General features: G+C 57.9%; 16 protein-coding genes. 9 read left to right on the plus strand and 7 right to left on the minus strand.

Annotation, left to right across the window (positions count from 1 at the left end):
- Positions 1-263: 263 nt before the first annotated feature.
- The 8 genes from nifE to HDG37_RS28920 all read left to right on the plus strand — a co-directional run bounded on the left by nifE (position 264) and on the right by HDG37_RS28920 (position 5,981).
- Positions 264-1,721, plus strand: a complete 1,458-nt coding sequence (nifE, locus tag HDG37_RS28885; protein WP_184053567.1) for a nitrogenase iron-molybdenum cofactor biosynthesis protein NifE — start codon at positions 264-266, stop codon at positions 1,719-1,721.
- A 50-nt stretch (positions 1,722-1,771) separates the two neighbouring features.
- Positions 1,772-3,163 carry a nitrogenase iron-molybdenum cofactor biosynthesis protein NifN gene (gene nifN / locus HDG37_RS28890; RefSeq protein ID WP_184053506.1) on the plus strand — a complete coding sequence of 464 codons (1,392 nt, stop codon included), beginning with the start codon at positions 1,772-1,774 and terminating at the stop codon, positions 3,161-3,163.
- A 22-nt stretch (positions 3,164-3,185) separates the two neighbouring features.
- On the plus strand, positions 3,186-3,599 hold the full coding sequence (gene nifX / locus HDG37_RS28895) for a nitrogen fixation protein NifX (protein WP_184053509.1): 414 nt from the start codon (positions 3,186-3,188) through the stop codon (positions 3,597-3,599).
- Positions 3,592-4,077, plus strand: coding sequence for a NifX-associated nitrogen fixation protein (locus tag HDG37_RS28900; RefSeq protein WP_184053512.1), 486 nt, complete (start codon positions 3,592-3,594; stop codon positions 4,075-4,077). Before nifX ends, HDG37_RS28900 begins: the two co-directional genes overlap by 8 nt.
- Positions 4,078-4,101: 24 nt before the next feature.
- Positions 4,102-4,302 carry a CCE_0567 family metalloprotein gene (locus tag HDG37_RS28905; RefSeq protein ID WP_184053515.1) on the plus strand — a complete coding sequence of 67 codons (201 nt, stop codon included), beginning with the start codon at positions 4,102-4,104 and terminating at the stop codon, positions 4,300-4,302.
- Positions 4,303-4,327: 25 nt separating this feature from the next.
- Positions 4,328-4,642, plus strand: a complete 315-nt coding sequence (fdxB, locus tag HDG37_RS28910; protein ID WP_184053518.1) for a ferredoxin III, nif-specific — start codon at positions 4,328-4,330, stop codon at positions 4,640-4,642.
- An 11-nt stretch (positions 4,643-4,653) separates the two neighbouring features.
- Positions 4,654-5,214 (plus strand): nitrogen fixation protein NifQ, encoded by a 561-nt coding sequence (locus tag HDG37_RS28915; RefSeq protein ID WP_184038027.1) that lies wholly within the window; start codon positions 4,654-4,656, stop codon positions 5,212-5,214.
- A gap of 263 nt (positions 5,215-5,477) precedes the next feature.
- Complete coding sequence (locus HDG37_RS28920; RefSeq protein ID WP_244145119.1) at positions 5,478-5,981, plus strand: DUF2325 domain-containing protein; 504 nt, start codon at positions 5,478-5,480, stop codon at positions 5,979-5,981.
- A gap of 191 nt (positions 5,982-6,172) precedes the next feature.
- Here HDG37_RS28920 and HDG37_RS28925 read toward each other — a convergent pair whose 3' ends face one another.
- From HDG37_RS28925 to HDG37_RS28945, 4 genes are all read right to left on the minus strand, one after another.
- Positions 6,173-6,961 (minus strand): ABC transporter permease, encoded by a 789-nt coding sequence (locus tag HDG37_RS28925; RefSeq protein WP_090811273.1) that lies wholly within the window; start codon positions 6,959-6,961, stop codon positions 6,173-6,175.
- Positions 6,962-6,964: 3 nt separating this feature from the next.
- A complete protein-coding gene (gene nodI / locus HDG37_RS28930) occupies positions 6,965-7,879 on the minus strand; it encodes a nodulation factor ABC transporter ATP-binding protein NodI (RefSeq protein ID WP_184053521.1) in 915 nt (304 codons plus the stop codon).
- Positions 7,880-8,151: 272 nt separating this feature from the next.
- Entirely contained in the window at positions 8,152-9,510 is a 1,359-nt protein-coding gene (gene nodC / locus HDG37_RS28935; protein ID WP_184053524.1) for a chitooligosaccharide synthase NodC, read from the minus strand.
- A 1,176-nt stretch (positions 9,511-10,686) separates the two neighbouring features.
- Complete coding sequence (locus HDG37_RS28945) at positions 10,687-11,703, minus strand: DMT family transporter (RefSeq protein WP_260335102.1); 1,017 nt, start codon at positions 11,701-11,703, stop codon at positions 10,687-10,689.
- A gap of 904 nt (positions 11,704-12,607) precedes the next feature.
- Here HDG37_RS28945 and HDG37_RS28950 point away from each other — a divergent pair.
- The gene (locus HDG37_RS28950; RefSeq protein ID WP_184053527.1) at positions 12,608-13,720 is read left to right on the plus strand and encodes an NAD/NADP-dependent octopine/nopaline dehydrogenase family protein; all 1,113 of its coding nucleotides are present in this window, start codon (positions 12,608-12,610) and stop codon (positions 13,718-13,720) included.
- A 391-nt stretch (positions 13,721-14,111) separates the two neighbouring features.
- Here HDG37_RS28950 and HDG37_RS28955 read toward each other — a convergent pair whose 3' ends face one another.
- The 3 genes from HDG37_RS28955 to HDG37_RS28965 form a co-directional block, all read right to left on the minus strand.
- Entirely contained in the window at positions 14,112-15,263 is a 1,152-nt protein-coding gene (locus HDG37_RS28955) for a porin (RefSeq protein ID WP_184053530.1), read from the minus strand.
- A gap of 96 nt (positions 15,264-15,359) precedes the next feature.
- On the minus strand, positions 15,360-16,139 hold the full coding sequence (locus HDG37_RS28960; protein ID WP_184053533.1) for an ABC transporter substrate-binding protein: 780 nt from the start codon (positions 16,137-16,139) through the stop codon (positions 15,360-15,362).
- A gap of 114 nt (positions 16,140-16,253) precedes the next feature.
- Positions 16,254-17,327, minus strand: a complete 1,074-nt coding sequence (locus HDG37_RS28965; RefSeq protein WP_184053536.1) for an NAD/NADP octopine/nopaline dehydrogenase family protein — start codon at positions 17,325-17,327, stop codon at positions 16,254-16,256.
- Positions 17,328-17,830 lie beyond the last annotated feature (503 nt).

The following is a 17,830-nucleotide window of genomic DNA, read 5'->3' on the forward strand; positions in this document are numbered from 1 at the left end:
GCTGGTGGGGGCGAGGCCGGATGCGTTGCTGGAGGCGCGCGCGAATGCGATCGGACGGGTCCTGCTCCATACGGAACGGCAAGGCAGGCAGTGAACGTGTGTTGTCGTTTTCTGTGTCGCGAGCCGTCTGTCGGAAACCGTTCAAACCCGCCATGGCGATGCGCGCGAGCGACTGCTTCAGCGCCAATTGGCACGTTTTCAAGGCGTTTCCCGGTGGTATGGTACTTGCCACTAGAGAAACGTCCATCCATCAGGAGCACGTCATGTCTGCTTCGCTCAATGCCCAAATCGCCGAAGTTTTCGACGAGCCGGGTTGCGACAGGAATCAAGGCAAGAGCGAGAAGGAACGCAAAAGGGGCTGCACGAAGCAGCTTTCGCCGGGTTCGGCCGCGGGCGGGTGCGCGTTCGACGGCGCGAAGATCGCTTTGCAGCCGGTGGTGGACGTCGCACACCTCGTGCACGGGCCGATTGCCTGCGAAGGTAACTCCTGGGACAACCGGCACGCCGCTTCGTCCGATTCGCAACTCTATCGCACCGGCTTCACCACCGATATCAACGAACTCGACGTGGTGTACGGCGGCGAGAAGCGCCTGTTCAGGAGCGTGCGCGAAATCATCGAGAAATACGATCCGCCCGCAGTGTTCGTCTACCAGACCTGCGTCACTGCGCTGATCGGCGACGACATCGAGGCAGTCTGCAAGCGCGCCACCAAACAATTTGGCAAGCCGGTGATTCCGGTTATTTCCCCCGGTTTCGCCGGGCCGAAGAATCTGGGCAACAAGCTTGGCGGCGAGGCGATCCTCAACCATGTGATCGGCACGCGCGAGCCCGAGTACACGACGCCGTACGACATCAACGTCATTGGCGAATACAACCTGTCAGGTGAACTCTGGCAGACCAAGCCGCTGCTCGACGCGCTGGGCATCCGTATCCTCTCGTGCATCTCCGGCGACGGGCGCTACAACGAGATAGCAAGTTCGCATCGCGCCAAGGTCAACATGATGGTCTGCTCGAAGTCGATGATCAACATCGCGACAAAGATGCAGCGGCGCTACGGCATCCCTTACTTCGAGGGCTCGTTCTATGGGATCGGCGACATGAGCGACACGCTGCGCCATATCGCCAGCCTGCTCGTGCAGCAGGGCGCGCCGGACGATCTGCTCGAGCGGACCGAGCGCCTGATCGCCGCCGAGGAAGCGCGCGCGTGGGAGCGCATCGCGCACTACAAGGCGCGCCTTACCGGCAAGCGGGCGTTGCTCATCACAGGTGGCGTGAAGTCTTGGTCGGTGGTTTCCGCGCTGCAGGAAGCGGGGCTCGAAATCGTCGGCACCAGCGTCAAGAAGAGCACTAAGGAAGACAAGGACAAGATCAGGGAGATCATGGGCGACGACGCCCACATGATCGACGGCATGACGCCGCGGGAGATGTACGCGATGCTCAGGGACGCGCGGGCCGACATCATGCTGTCGGGTGGCCGCTCACAGTTCGTCGCACTGAAGGCCCGCATACCGTGGCTCGACATCAATCAGGAACGCCACCACCCTTATGGCGGCTACGAGGGGATCGTCGAGCTGGTGCATGAGATCGACCGCGCGATCTACAACCCGGTGTGGCAACAGGTGCGGATCCCCGCTCCGTGGGGCGACGACGGGGGAGCGCTCGGTGTGATCCAGGCGCAAGCCGCACGCCCGCTGTCGAGCGCCGCGGGGTGGGGGCGATGAGCCTCGAACCCGGTGTACCGAACTGACGCCCCCGAACTCGAGAACATGCCATGGCCGATGTCGTCGAATCTATGAAAGCCTGTGCGGTCAATCCGCTCAAGATGAGCCAGCCGCTGGGCGCGAGCCTCGCGTTCCTTGGGCTCGATGCCTGCATGCCCGTGATGCACGGCTCGCAGGGCTGCACGTCGTTCGGCCTCGTGCTGCTGGTGCGCCACTTCAGGGAGGCGATCCCGCTGCAGACGACAGCCATGGACGAAGTCACCGCGGTGCTCGGCGGCTACGAGAACATCGAGGCCGCGCTGCTCAACATCCGCAAGCGCGCTGCGCCGAAGGTCATCGCGATCTGTTCAACAGGTCTCACCGAGACCGAGGGCGACGACGTGGACGGCTATCTCGTTACCGTGCGCAAGCGCAAGCCCGAACTCAACGACACTGAGATCGTCTATGTGCCGACCCCCGACTATGTCGGCGCATTCGAAGACGGCTACCGGCATGCGATTACCGGCATCGTCAACGCGCTGGTCAAGGCGTTGCCAACGGTGGCCAATCAGGTGACGCTGCTGCCCGGCAGCCATCTGTCGCCTGGCGACATCGACGAACTGCGCGAGATCATCGAAGCGTTCGGCCTCGATGTCATTGTGCTGCCCGACATTTCCGGCTCGCTCGACGGCCATATCGCGCCGGACTGGCGCGGCACCACACTGGGCGGTACCACGCTCGCGGAGATCCGGGCCGCGGGTGCATCGGCATTTACGATCGGCGTGGGCGAGCAGACGCGCGACGGCGCCGAGGCATTGCATGCTATCGCCGGCACACCGTACGAAGTGTTCGGGCGGCTCACCGGACTGGAACCCAACGATCGTCTGCTGCAATTGCTCGCGCAGCGCTCCGGACGACCCGTTCCCGCGAAATACCGGCGTCAGCGCAGCCAATTGCTCGATGCGATGCTAGACGGCCATTTCTACACCGGAGGCATCAAGGTCGCGATCGGCGCAGAGCCCGATCTGCTGTTCGCGGTCGGCAGCATGCTGCACGAGATGGGCGCGCAGTTGCGCTGCTGCATCAGCACGACGCGATCGCGCGCGCACGCGTTGCTGCCCGCTGATCAGGTCGTGATCGGCGATCTCGAAGACATGGAGCTCGCCGCGGCGGACTGCGACCTGCTGATCACCCATTCGCACGGCAGGCAGATGGCCGAGCACCTGCAAAAGCCGCTCTTCCGGATCGGTTTTCCGGTCTTCGACCGGGTTGGAAACGCACATCGACGCTACGTCGGCTACCGCGGCACGATGAACCTGATCTTTGAGATCGCCAACCTGATGATCGAGCAGATTCCGCATCACGATCCGGGCGACTGGCCGCTGCCGCAGGCCGCTATCGATCTGGCCGCGCGCGATCCGGCGCGCGAAGCGAACATTCCTGTCGTCGCGGCCGGTGCTTGACCCACCTGAAGGAGCACACAGCATGAAGATCGCGTTCGCCACCCAGGACAGGCAGTTCGTCGATGCGCATTTTGGCTGGGCGAGGAGCATCGTCACCTACAACGTCACACCGGACGGCTACCAGTTTGTCGAGGCGTTCGACTTTGGTGACAAGCTCGAAGAGGACGGCGACGAGGACAAGCTCGCGCCCAAGCTCGAAGCCGTCAAGGATTGCGCGATCCTGTACGTCGCCGCAATCGGCGGCTCGGCCGCGGCTCGAGTGGTTGCGCTGAAGATTCACCCGATCAAGGTGCCGCGGCCCGAGTCCATCGAGGAGACTCTCGGCAAGTTGCAACAGGTGCTGAAGGGCACGCCGCCGCCGTGGCTGCGCAAGGCGTTGGCGAAGGATGGCGAACGTGTATACGACTTTGAAGACGATGAGGTATCCCATGGCTGAAACATCCGCAATTCAGTCCAAGGCCAGCGACGAAATGCTACTGGTCGCACCGTTTGTGCAGCAACTCGTCAGGCAGTTGCGCGCGCAGGACACCCTCGGCGTGTGGGACGGAAAGACCGACCTGCAACTGCTCAAGCCGTACATCCACACGCCGGAGGAACGCCGCGCGATCCCGGTCATGGGCGACCCCGACCCCGACACGCTGTGGCGGCTCGAGCTTTTCTATAGCGCGATTGCGGTGGCGATCGAGCGTGAGACCGGCCAAATGGTTTCGCCGATGATGAAGATGAGCCACGAGGGCTTCGGCCGCATGGTGTTGATCGCGGGGCGGCTCGTTGTCGTCAACAAGCAGTTGCGCGACGTACACCGGTTCGGCTTCGCTTCGCTGGAGAAGCTCGCCCAGGCGGGCGCAAAGCTTTTCGACGAAGCGGTCGAGGTGATCCGGATGTACCCCGCCGTCGCACAGTACGGCGCCTGAAGGAATCGTGAGGGGACCGAGACGATGAGCACCGATGCCGATGAACTCAAAACGCACCTGAAGAAACTCAACGCGCAAGCGACCCGGGCGAAGTTGGACCTGCACGACCTCTCAGAGGAACTCCCGACCAACTGGGAGAACATTCTCGCTGTCGCCCAGCGCTGCCATGACGCCCACGCCGCGCTGATGGCAGCCCGCAAGGCTGCCGCTGCGGCAGCGGCCTGAACCAGCGAAGCCATGGAGCCACATCATGAGCGATACCTTCAGCGTTACGCTGCCAAGCGGCGCCACCTGGACGCCGACCTTCGTCAACAGGCTCGACGAAGAAAAATGCATTGGTTGCGGACGTTGTTTCCGTGTCTGTCCGCGTGGCGTGCTGCAACTCGTCGCGCTTAACGAGAACGGCGCGCACGTCGCACTGGACGGCGACGACGAAGACGAAGACGACGACGAGTACGAGAAGAAGGTGATGATTATCGTGCATCGGGAACTGTGCGTCGGCTGCACCGCGTGCGCGAAGATCTGCCCGAAAAAGTGCTACACGCACGCGGCGGCCGTTCTCTGAGCGATGCCGCGATGGACGCCTATGCAACCCTGATGGCGTGTGCGGTGGATGCGGGCGATCCCACCGTGCTGGCACTGGCCGGCGTGCTGTCGAGCGGGTTCGAGCACCACGGCGTCGATGTGCTGCCGATGCCCGGACTGGACGCCGACCAGACGCGCCGAATGCTCGCGCGCTGGTTCCCGGGTGCCGGCTCGGCGCTCGGTCTTACGTGCGTCTTGTCGCCCGCCACGATGCCGCGTGGCGACGAACTGGAAGACCTGGTGGCGTTGCTCAATCACCATGCCGATCCGCGCGCCGGCCCGGCAGACGAGGCGAACTGCGTGGCTCATGCATTGGCCTGCGCGAGCCTCGGGCAAAACCACCTTTGGCAAGACCTGCTTCTGCCGTCCCGGCGCGAGTTGTCCGCATTGATCAGCCACTGGTTTCCGCGGCTGGCCGCGAAGAATACGCATGACATGAAGTGGAAGAAGTTCTTCTACAAGCAACTGTGCGAGCGCGAGGGCCTGTTCATCTGCAAGGCGCCGAGTTGTGGCGTCTGTTCTGACCATGCGCTTTGCTTTAGAGCGGAGTAGGCAGCACGCGTCGGTCACCGCTTCGATTGTGTCGCGTCGCGGGTGGCCGACTTCTGGGGCTGGGCGAAGCCGCTGTCCGAGCATCGGCTGGCGCCGCACGCGCGTCATGCCGGCCGGACGCGCTACACGTACGACACGGTGCGTAGCTGGTTTTTCACTCCGGCAGCGGGCGAACGGCTTGCGGGCCATGTCACGAGGCGCTCTCCATGAGACCCATCCCGCCTGCCGTTGCCGTAACGGTGCGATCCGAAGCGCAGCCCGTCATGAATCAGAACCGCGGCACATGCCTTCCCGACAGCAGTGCGAGCCTGTCGCTGGAGCGCGCGCGGGCACATGTCGCGAGCCTGCAGCACGAGTTGTTCGCGGTTGAGCAAGCGCTGCTCGACGAGCGCGCATTGACGCGCGCATTGAGCGGGCGTCGATGGGTTTATGTGGGCGGGCGGCCAAGCATCAACGCCGTGCTGCGTGCGCTGGTGGAGGCGGCCGGAGGCGAGTTCGTTCATCACACCGGGACCATCGACGACGATAGCCGTGCCGAAGGCTTCGAGGCTTTGCTGTCAGGCGCCTACCGGGTGCTGTGCCCATTGGATCTGATCGACCCGGACTCGCTGGTCGCGCTGCGGCGATTGTGCGCGCGTCACCGCGCGCCGTGGTCCGCTTTGCGTTCGTCGAGCGTGACGAGCTTCATCGCGGGCGTGTTGCGGGCTCGGCCTGCCCAGCCGCGCGGCGCGGTCGCAGCGTCGCGCTTCTGCCTGAGGCATGGCTGACGTCGTCATGACTTTACGTAGCGCGAGATGTGGGCGCAAAACTTGCCTTTGACGTGGTCTTTCCACGAGAGGGCTTGCCACGTCGGATTCCGCACAACGCTACGGCCTTTTCCTCAACGTCGAGAACCCCGACGGCGACGCGCGCGATGCGCTGACGCAAACCGTGCGTAATGCGACGGCCATAGCTGGCATTAAGACATGAGGCGTCGACGTAACAGCGCCACCGACAGGAAGAACGGCAACACCGTGCAAATGCAGAGAGCGCCAATATGCAAGGCAACACTGCCCACCGGGCGTCCGAGCATCGCGGGACGGATAAGGTCGACGGAATGTGCCAGCGGCAAGAAGCGCGCTACGTCGCAAAAAACGGCAGGTAGCTTGCTGATCGGGAAGATCACGCCGCTCAGGAGCACCATGGGCGTGAGAACGAGCGTTTGATAGAACACGAAGTAATCGTGACTGGGTGCAAGCGCCGTGAGGATCATCGCCAGACTCGCGAAGGCGAGGCCAGTCAGGGCGATGGCAGGCAATGCATAGAGAATGGATGACCACGCTGCATAACCCAGCACGGTGGCTACCACCATGACGGCGATGCCGGCAAAAAAGGCCCTGGTGGCGGCCCATGCCAGTTCACCGAGAACGATATCGCCGAGCGTGAGCCGTGTACACAGGATCGCTTCCCACATGCGCTGAACATGCATGCGAGAGAAAGCTGCGTAAATCGTTTCGAAGGTCGCGGAGGTCATCGCGCTCGTGGCGACCATACCCGCCGCGAGAAACGCGATATAAGATGCGCCATCGACGCGACCTACCATTATCCCGAAACCAAAGCCGAGGCCGAACAGATAAATCATAGGATCGGCAAGGTTACCGAGAATCGAGGCAAACGCGACTTTTTTCCATGCCAGATAGTTGTGGCGCCACACTGCAACCCAGTTCCACACGTTCGCGGGCAGGGCCGCTGCATAAAACTCTCTCATCGTTCACTCCTTCATCCCGCGCCCGGTTAACTGCAAAAAGACATCCTCGAGATTTGCTGGACGCTGTAAAAGGCGCAGCGCCGCGCGCCCGCGCAACTGTACACACACCCGTTCCGGATCGGACACATAGCAGAAGAGGGTCCCGCCACTGACCTCGATACGCTGCGCGTGCGGCGCGATCAACGTGCGCAGCTCATGTGGATTGCCGCCGTGGATCTCGACCACGTGGCTCCCGATCTGTTCTTCGATCAGCACGCGAGGCCCGCCTTCGGCGATCTTTCGCCCCTCCTCCAGCACACACAGTCGGTCGCACAACCGCTCGGCCTCTTCCATGAAATGGGTGGTCAAGAGGATCGTCTTGCCGCGCGCCAACAATGAACGCAGGCTTTCCCAGATCAGGTGGCGCGCATGCGGGTCGAGACCCGTTGTAGGCTCGTCCATGACCAACAACTGTGGATCGTTGATCAGCGCGCGTGCCAGCATCAGCCGCCGCTTCATGCCACCGGATAGTTCGGTGACGCGCGCATCGACCTTGCTTTCGAGGCAAGCGAATTCGAGCAGCGACGGCACGACCGCTTCAATTTCACGTGTGCTCATGCCGAAGTAGCGCCCAAACACCAGAAGGTTCTCGCGCACGGTAAACCCGGGTTCGAGGTTGTCGAATTGCGGCACCACGCCAATGCTCATACGTGCCGAGCGAGCGCGCGCCGGCACTGGCTCCCCGAGCACGATGATCTTGCCTGCGTCGGGCGGCGCCATGCCGAGAACCATACGCACCGTCGTGCTCTTGCCCGCGCCATTTGGCCCTAGCAGACCGAAGCACTCTCCAGGCGCGACGCTAAACGACAATCCGTCGACTACGATCTTGTCGCCATATGACTTCCTTACGCCGGTGAAGCTGATTGCTGCTTTGGACATGGAGATAAGAAGGAAAATTACGCACTCGTCTTGGAGAAAAATAAGCCGTTCTGCTGCCGCGGCCCGATTGAAAACGCCCCGGTCGATAGAAGATCCTTGCCTGCCAAGCGCATGAGTTACTGACAATGGAGTACCAGGATTTCGGTGAATGCACCGGCGTTGGGAAGACGACAATCGAGCCTTTGCGTGAGACGATCGCACTCAAGCGGACCAGTGCCGATGGTGGGCGGTTCTGGGTTGGCGCAATACTCGAGATCTATATGTACGATTAACTAATCGCCATCGAATGCTTCGTCAGACGTCGCTAATGTTGAAGACTCGCACGTGTGATCCTGCCGACGGTGTGGAGTCGCAGATCTTGACGCTGAAGTCGCGTTCGGCTTTGTAACCGGATTCGGAGTATCGACCTGTTTTTCACGAACGTTCGAAACGTTCCCTGCAGAGCCACGGGACAGCCAATTGCTATTGCTCAATGTACACAGCGCATAGACTTTCAGGGGGAGCAAGAGAAAGAGGTTAATGGGTGTGTGAAGAGAAAAGCCAAGAAATCGAACCTGGCGAGCGCGAACCGATGCCACGCTACAGCGGATCATGGTCGATGATGCGATTATCAGGGCAGTCCACCACGGCACTGTCGCTGTCAATGCGAGCTGCGCGAGACCCGCTAGTAGCGATAAGCCGAGAAATAGCGAGCCCAGATTGTGTCCGATCACGTCCAGCGTAAGGTAACGATCGAGACGGGGCAGCAGGCGCAGCGAAAGCAACGTGTCCCGATACGTACTGCGCGCCCAGCGCAGTTGTTGGCGCAGATACGCCCCCAGTCTGTCTGGAACGACTGTCGCCGCAATGGCGTCGTGAACGTACACGGTCCGATAACCTGCCGTCAGCATGAGAATCGTCAGATGACGGTCCTCGCCGAAGTCGCTCGGCTTCCCGCGAAAAAACTGTGTCTCGTACTGATCTAGCAGCAAAAGGAGCGCGGACCGGCGGTACATGGCACATGGACCGGAGCAGCACATAACAGCGCCGAAGCGAGCCTGTGCGGCGCGCTCTTCGTTGCAAGCCAACCAGTACTCCATATCGATCAGACGGGTCAACCAGGTGTCGCTCCGGTTGCTGGCCGTCAACTGCCCCATGGCGGCGCCTATCGTCGCTTCTCGCATTGTCAATACGAGCTTCTTGACGACATCGGGCGCCAGCGTCGTGTCCGAGTCGACGTTGAGTACCAGTTCCCCGGATGAAGAGCGTATCGCGGCGATCTGTGCCTTGCGCTTTCCCATATTTTGGGGAAGCGTAATGAAGTTGAATTTCGGGTCGCGCGAGTACTCATCGTATACCGGCCTCACGGCGTCGAGATTCGCAGAACCATCATCGACCACATAGACGCGCAGTTTTGCGGCGTAGTCCTGGTTTGCGATGGACTCCAGGCATGCCGAGAGCGTGCGCGGGTCCTCATTGAAGCAGGGAACGATGACATCCACGCCCGGCAGAGTGTCGGAGTCGATCAGACCGTCCGACAGCGATGACACGTTTGTCGGCTGAGCATAAAGCGTCTGGGTGCTTTTATAGACAGTCGAGAGCAGCGCATAAAACGAGACAGCGACAGTGCTAGTTGCGGCAAGCATGTTCATAGGGTATCTGGTTCGTCCGGTGAGGTTGAGGAAGCGATCGGATTGCAAACCCCCGGTCATGCAATGCTGGAATCATGAGGGAAAGCGCCGTGAGGGTCTGCTCGCGCCGACCAGCGTGAGTGCATCGTCACAACTCATCGGGAGGGCATCCGTCGTGCAAGAGCACAATTGCGCCAGGCCGGACAGAGGCCAGCACTGCGCTGACAATCGCATCGATGCCGGGGGGCGAGACCAGTCACGCGGGTCTACCGACCAGTGGAGGGGCGCCAGACCAGCGCTCGCTGACGTAGTGAGCACTGCTTCGGTCCACATGCCATACGGGGCACGCATGTACGGCCCGAGTAAATCGAGAAAATTCGGTATGAAAAAGGAATTGGTACTGTCGTCAAGGGTTAAGTAGACGTCGCGACATCCGGCGCGATTGTGGCACTCGTCGCGCGCCGCGGATACGCAATTGAGGACCTTCACAGCTCTGGACCGTTTCGTTCAATTATCGAGCCAGTAGGCCGATCCACGGTCGATAGTCCCAACCGAAAGGCTGCGACGGGCACGGTTCCGGTAAGCTTAGGTGGCGCGTCGAGAGATACATCTAAAGGTATGATCATCATGAAGACACGTCTAAACATTGTCGTACTACTTATAAAGTTGAAGTATTCGATCAATCAACTTCGATTCCGATTTCCGCAACGAGAGGCTTCACTGTGCAACACAAAAATTGATTTGTAAAATCGATTGCGTTGATGCCTTACATCTATAGTGTGGATATGTTGAGAAATGGGTTTTATGGGTTTCGATCTAAATCTGCTCGTTGCGCTCGAGCGCATAGACCAATCCGCTGGCGTTAAGGTAGCTCCGTTTTTGGAGCGACCGACGATGCCGGCTGATCGCACAACCATGCGAAAAATCAAGGAAGTACTCCGCCTGAAGTGGGCATGCGATCTCACGCACCACCAGCGTGCAGGGCGCCCTCAGCGTCGGTCTGGGGACGATCACGCAGTATCTTCAGCTTGCCACAGCGGCAGGACTGGGCTGGGCGTCGGTCGAACATCTGGAAGAAGACGAGCTTGAGCGGCGCGTCCTGTCGCTCGCGTCGTCACCTTTGCGGTACTCGACTGCGAAGGTCATATCAGTAGCTGGTCGTGGTCATGCGCAGATTGCTCTGTCACAAAGGATCATTTAGGCGCGACACGACAGGTAGAGCACACTTGCAATAATTATGACCGTTCCGAGTGCTACCTGTAGAGAAATGACCTCCCCCCAAATCAAATAGTCGAAAATGATTGCCCATACAATGCTGAGGTAACCAAATGAGGCGACGATTGGGGTGGCGACAGTCGCGACTGCGATCGTTAGCATAAGTTGCGCTACACCTGCAGTCAGTCCAAATAGAACCATGTACCCGAAATCCCTTAGATCTGGCGTTACCCAAGCGACGGGAAGTGACACTCCGCTAACAATCGTCGCTATGATTGTGTAATAGAAGACGATTGTCGCTGGCTCGTCAGTTCGCGAGAGTCTCTTGACCTGGATGACTGAACCGGCGCTAAACATAGCACTCAGCAGAATTAGAATCATTGCGCGCAGCGACGCACCATTGGCGCTGAATGGTGAGGAAGCCACCGCGACTCCCGCGAATCCGGACATCGACGCTATCGCCGTAGGTAGACGAAAACGCTCACGCAAGAACACGATGCCGAAAAAGCAGACAAAGATTGCTTCTGTCTCCTTCAGCGTTACAGCGGTTGATAAAGGCAGATATGGCACGCCGGCAATGAAAAATCCTACTGCGGCAAGCCCTGTGACGGCTCTGATGAAATGACCGCCTAAGCGATAAATCGTCAGTTCCTTCCATTGAATGCGACAAGTCCCGAACACGAACGCGGCGGGAATTAACCCGGATAGCATCCGAAAGAACATCATCTCGTTCGCCGGATATCTTGCCGGAATGAGCCTCGCAACCGCATTGCTTATTGCGAAAAGAAGAATCGCGTAGAACATGAATGCAATCCCGCGCAGCTTTCTAAATCGTGTGCGAAAAAGCCGATTTTCGGTTGCCAACTTGTAGCCAGACTGCTCCGATGTCTCAAAAGAATCGTGACTTATATGAGGATTTCCTAACGTGACACGATTCAAACCGACATACCGCAGAAGGCAGAATTTCGTTGTGCGCGTCATCACGAAAAGTTTTCTCATGTTGCGAAGGTCCCGCGAAAAAGGAGTGCCTGCTCGATTGCGTGTGGTAACGAAGCCCACACGGCGCATACCGGCTAACTGTCGGGGCCATTTCAGCGTGGACGGAATTGAGCCGCGTTACGGGACGTCGCGGTTTGTCGAAATATCCCAGGTCGGATAGCTGTCTGCATGCAGCTTTCGCACCATGTCGGCCTGAAAGCTCGAAATCCCCGGTGAACGAACTTTTGGCGCATTTCGCGAAATTGCCTCGGCTGATATGGCCGCCGTCGGATTCCCGACAAACGGCGCGCGGTTTGTCGCAAGCGGTGCCTTCGTGTCCCGTCCTGGCGCGCGATTGGGTCTGTAACACTTCACGACGGATGACCCAGTCGCGCAGCGTCGGCTCTACGCGACGACAAATGGAATGAACGCCCCTACGTACAGATTGGAGGCTCTATTGGAGGTGTTCGCGGGCCTATGGCACCAGGGCGCCAAATTGAAGATCATTGAGATGTATCCGTCAGCTGAACTCGTGTTGTAAGAAGCTCGCACCAACATACCTACGCGATCCGAGTGCCAAAACACCGTTTTGGCCTTATAACCTTTCCGCACAGATGATTGTTCAGCGGTGGTTAATACGCATTGCCTTACAAACACGTCGAGATTCGGACAGATCTAACTCAAGATGCTGGATTTGTAACGTTCGCGACATGATCTGCACTGGACGAGGAATCGCGTCTTGTTCTCCTCACCACATTAACCGGTATATGAGCCGTTTAAAGAGGTGGCCTCGTTCCGCGGTGGCACGTTCGTTGCGTGCCGTCGTCGTGCTAACGCACAACTACTGATCGGCGTTCAGCCTTGCATGACGTCGCAATATTGGGTGGCGTCACAGAAAACTTCTGTTTGTTTATGCGGAGAGGACATGTCATTAAGGTTTCCAGTTTCAATCATCGGTGCCGGAAATTGTGGATGCGCTTTCGCGGCCGATTTGGCTAGTCGTGGATTCGAAGTTCTCCTTTACGGGAAGCCAGATCATCGTCGTAATATTGATGCGATCCGAGCGAACGGTCGCTTGTTGGCTAGCATGGCTATCACGGGTGAGTTTTATCCGACTGTAACTACCGATATGGATGAGGCCGTAAACTTCTCGCGTTTTCTCGTGATTGCTGTTCCAGCATACGCGCATGACGATCTCATTGGCGATCTAAAAGGTTTCGATTTGAGTCGACATGTCATCATAGTCAATAATGCCAATTTTTTTTCCCCAATGGGTTCAAGAGAGCTAAACCCGCAGGCAGTTCTAGAGACAAATTCCTCGCCCTATGCGTCGTCGGTCAGGGACGGCGAAGTCCGGATCACTGGAATTAAGAATTGTTTGCCGATTGCTGCTTTTTCGAACGCCATGGATGAGAAACAGTTATCGCAAATCACCGCAATCTTTCCGGAAAGGCTCTTGTGGTGGGATAACATTTTCGCAATTGGAATGCAGTCGAATAATGGTGTCATCCATCCTGTCGGGGGTATTTTAAATACGGGATGGATAGAAAGCACAAAAGGAGATTTTTTCTTCTATCGTGACGGGATCTCACCCTCGGTCGGAAGGGTCGTAGAGGCGTTGGACAATGAGCGATTGAAAATCGGAGAGGCTTTCGGTTTTCGACTGCCGACAGTCCTCGAGGAAATGATCGGCTTTTACGGCGGAGATTGTGCCAACTTCTCCGATTTCGCTTTCCAATCCAAAACTCATAACTCCACGAAGGTCAAAACGCCTGATCGTATGCAACATAGATATATATGTGAGGATATTCCATATATCTTGGTCCCTTGGTACGAACTCGGCGCCAGAGTGGGCATAGAGTCTCGGGCAATCAAAGCCGTGATTGAAATCGCTTCCTCCATCAACGGCGTTAACTATTTTCAAACTGGCCGTAATCTGAAGCGCCTCGGTGTAGACCACATGTCGAAGGCGGAGCTTTTGCGATTCGTAGATAGCGCGACTTTCCGATTGCCGTTAGCTTCGGCTACTAAGAAGTGACCGGATCCATCGGGTAACTTGAATCGCCTTCGGAATTCTGGAGGCCGCTTGGTTTAAGTCGATACCGGCTGCAACAGTATTGTTGAATTGCCGGTAGTAGTTTGCTTCAGCATCGTCAGGCGGGGCGGGATATGGTTGAGCCGTTCCATCACCCTATGGCAGTTGGGCGCCGAAGAAAGGGCCGACGCAGGCACGCGCTGATGCGACGAACGCGCGCCGACATGTGCAAGCGCAAATCATCACTCGCAGGAGATCACCGCGGAGGGCCGGCACGTGGGTGCGCTGGTGAGGACGCTCTCCGCTTCTGTAGGAACTGGGCTGGCGCAAGGCGCTGCCCAACAGGTTCGCTCGGAACGTGGACGAACGTCAATCGAGCGATATCTGGCCCGGTTTAGAATTTATGACGCAGGCCGACGCGCGCAACCACTTGATTGCGATTCGACGATACGTCATCGGCCACCGGCACAAAGGCGAAGTCGAGGGCGCTGCCAGTACGGTCACCACCGACGTGCTGATACGCACTCTGTACATAGACGTCCGTGCGCTTTGACAGTGAGTAATCAGCCATCAGCCCCGCAGTTTCGTAATTCGGCTTTAGCTTTCCAGTGGTGGCGTTGAAACCGCTCAGGGTGTACGTATACATCGCCCCGACGAAGAAGGCTGGCGTGAACTGGTACTTGCCGTTGATTTCGAAATTCTGGTAACGCAGGTTGGAAAGCGTGCCCGAGGCTGGCGTAATCTTGCCGACGTATCCCGAAGACACCGGATTGGCGACGAAGGTATTCGAATACGAGATGCCCACGTTGGCCGAACCAAACGTGTAGGTTGCCCCCGCGCCGAAGATGCGCAGCTTGTTCCCCAGAAAATTTTCATCCGCAGCGGGATTGTTCCCGATTGCACCACCGGCGGTGGACGACTGGTTGTTCGCCTGCAGATAGGCGGCTTCCAGCAGCAGGCCGCCTATGACGTATTGGACGCCCATGCTGTACGCGCGATTGTTGGCGAAGTTGGTGTCGTTGCTAAAGCCGTACGTGCCGCCAAATTTAAAGCCAGCAATCTCGGGGCTTGTGTACTTGACAGTATTGTTGACACGGAAGGTGTTGTCCGTGTTGTCGTTGTCGTACGGATGGGAGAACATGCCCCCGCCCCATGTGCCATTCGCCGTCGTTTGAGCCAGATAGTTGACGACGGAGTCGTACTGTCGACCGAGAGTAACCGTCCCGTATTGGTTGGATGCGACGCCGACCCACGCCTGTCGCCCAAACATCAGGCCACCCTGACCGAGCTTGCCATTATTGACATTAAAGCCGCTCTCCAACTGAAAAACTGCCTTGAGACCACCGCCGAGATCCTCCGCTCCCTTCAAGCCCCAACGACTCCCCTGGACCGTACCGCTCTGGAGCTCGAACAGCTTGTGGCCTCCGACGTTATTCGTATAGTTGATTCCTTCGTCGATCAGACCGTAGAGCGTCACCGTACTTTGGGCCATTGCGGGAGCTGCGGCGGCTGACATCACGAAAGCTGCAAGAAGTTTGATTTTCATTGAGGTCTCCAAACCTTATATTGTGTGTCTCGATGCTTTTTTATGCGCAACCCTGGGTCGGGCATGCGGTCTGTTTTGCTGGGCAGTTGACGTCGATTAACCGCCGTAAATGTCGAACGTGAAGTACTTCTTTGCAATTCGGTCATACGTCCCGTCCTTGCGGAGACTGTCGATCGCACCGTTGATTGCTTCGAGCAGGGCTCTGTCACCCTTTCTCACACCGATGCTGACACCGGGACCGAAGATAGCGGCGTCGTGGATGGCCGGACCTCGCGCGAAACCGAAATCACGACCCTGCGCAGTCTTCAGGAATCCCGACTCAGCCGTCGGCCCCGAAACCAGTGCCGCATCGAGCCGCCCACCCGCGAGGTCATTCCACACCTGGTCTTGCGAAGGGTAGGGCACAATGTCAACTCCATTTGTCCAATGCTTCCGTGCATAGGCTTCCTGTGTGCTTCCCTGCAAGACTCCGATATGCTTTTCGTTCGGCGATTCGGGCATTGTCACCAGAGCCGAGCCGCCCCTTACAACCAGCGCTTCGAAGTTGGCGTATATCTTGTGGCTGAAATCGATTGCCTTCGCGCGCTTCTCGGTCTGCGACATTGACGAATTGATCGCATCGAACTTGCGGGCCTGCAACGCGGGAATCATGCCGTCGAACGAGTTTTCAACCCAGACGCACTTCACCTTGAGCTTCGCGCAAATTGCATTACCCAGATCGATGTCAAATCCAACGAGCTCGCCACTCGGGGTTTTCGATTCAAATGGCGGGTAAGCGCTGTCCACTCCGAACTTAAGTTCCTTTCCATCGTACGCGAATGCCGCAAATGGAATGGACGTTGCGCACAGAGCGATCAGTAGCGTTTTAATCTTCATTTTGGTTTCTCATAAACTCCAAGTCTGGATTTGCGGCATAGTGCTTGTGGTTTTATTGCATCGGTGGCGTCGGACTCGGACGCCCATCGAGCGCCGCGCCGGATGTAATGACATCTAGGTTGGAACGGCATAGCCGTCGACCACAAGCCTCTTGAGGGTGTCGATTTGAAGCGGTCCAATCTCGGGAAGAATGTCGTTGTCCGCCACAAAGTTCCGACCGTAACAAGCGCCGAGAATTACCACGCCGCCCTCGTGCAAGGGTGCTCTCACCCCAGCCAGTTCGGCGAGTCGAAGCGTCGGTACCAACCCGAACGGCACGTCTTCGAGCACGTAGCGTGTGGCGATATCTCTCGGGCCGAGCGGATCACTCCCTTGCCGGACCAGTTGCTCCGATATTGCCGAAAGTGAGTCACCAACCACGCCAAAAGACAGCCTGCAATGATCAAAGGTTGTTCTCACTGACTTTCCGAATGCTGCTGCGATGGTAAGTCTCTCTTGGTCTAGAGCCTCAAGGAGCCTCCCGACTGTTGGTGTCAGATTGGAGTTTTGGCTCCAGCTTTCGCCTTTCTCAATACGGGTCAAGTTGGCTAGCGCAATACCCATGTGATCTTGCGGATTAATGTTGCTGAGCGTCAGCGTCAGCATGTCGTCCGTCAGTGCGAACCGGTCTCCGAAGAGTGAAACGCAAGTGGTATGAATCCGGTGGATGTGGCGGGTTGGAAATGCGGCCATGTCGACCTTGGCGCGGATCGTGCCTACCGTGATAGCTCTCGCAGACTGAGTCTTGCACGTTAGCACGGTGGTGCTCCAAGCTGCTATGGGGATGACGAGCCCCCGCGCCGCAAGGCGCTGGGAAATGTAGAGAGCGGCAAATGAAAGATGAGCGCTGATGATTACGCTATGGTGTGCGCGGATATGAGGGATGATGCTGTCGAGGACGAATCGGTATCCGTAGGCCGGCAATGCCAAAATAATGACATCGGCGTCGCCAACATCTTCCGCTTTCCCGCAGACTTCTAAGTAGAACTCTCCCTCGACCGCTCCCTTCACGTGAAGGGGAAGTCCAGCAACGAAGTCTGCAGTCCGGGCTCCCGATGGAGACCAAACTTTCGGTTTATGTCCACTCTGTATGAGATACGCCGCATAACCCAAAGCGATTGCGCCGGCTCCCACGATTGTCACTTGCATGTACCTTCTACCTTGGAATAGTCCACTGGCCGTGCACGACCTGGGCGGTTATGTACTAAATTTCTCAGCCCAAGCCCGAACCCATCGTCTTTAGGAGAGGGCAAACGAAACGTTACGTAGACGTTCTTCGCATATGAGATAGCATCGATCTGCAAAACTACATTGAGTGTGGTGGGTTTTGGTGCTCAATGCGATGATCTTACGTGCGAAAACACTATCGGTTGCAAGACAAGCGTTTGTCGTTGTAAAGGCTTTTATTGACTGCATCAAACTGCGGCAGAAAAGGCAAGTTCCGTCTTATCCAGTGAGAAGCAAAGCCAATGGGGCTCAGAATAGAGAGGCAAAAATCTCGTGTCAAAGTCCGGTTTGATCGTGGATGTATTCTGGGAGGTTATGGGTGCGGAGTTGCCTTTAGGGAAGCGAGCAACTCAGGCAGTTCACCTCGCACCTTTGCTCCGCGCCATTTGTCTTCATCGTTTCAGCAACGTCTGCAGCTTCGTGAT

The organism is Paraburkholderia sp. MM5384-R2, assembly GCF_014201025.1.
Taxonomy (GTDB): Bacteria; Pseudomonadota; Gammaproteobacteria; order Burkholderiales; family Burkholderiaceae; genus Paraburkholderia; species Paraburkholderia tuberum.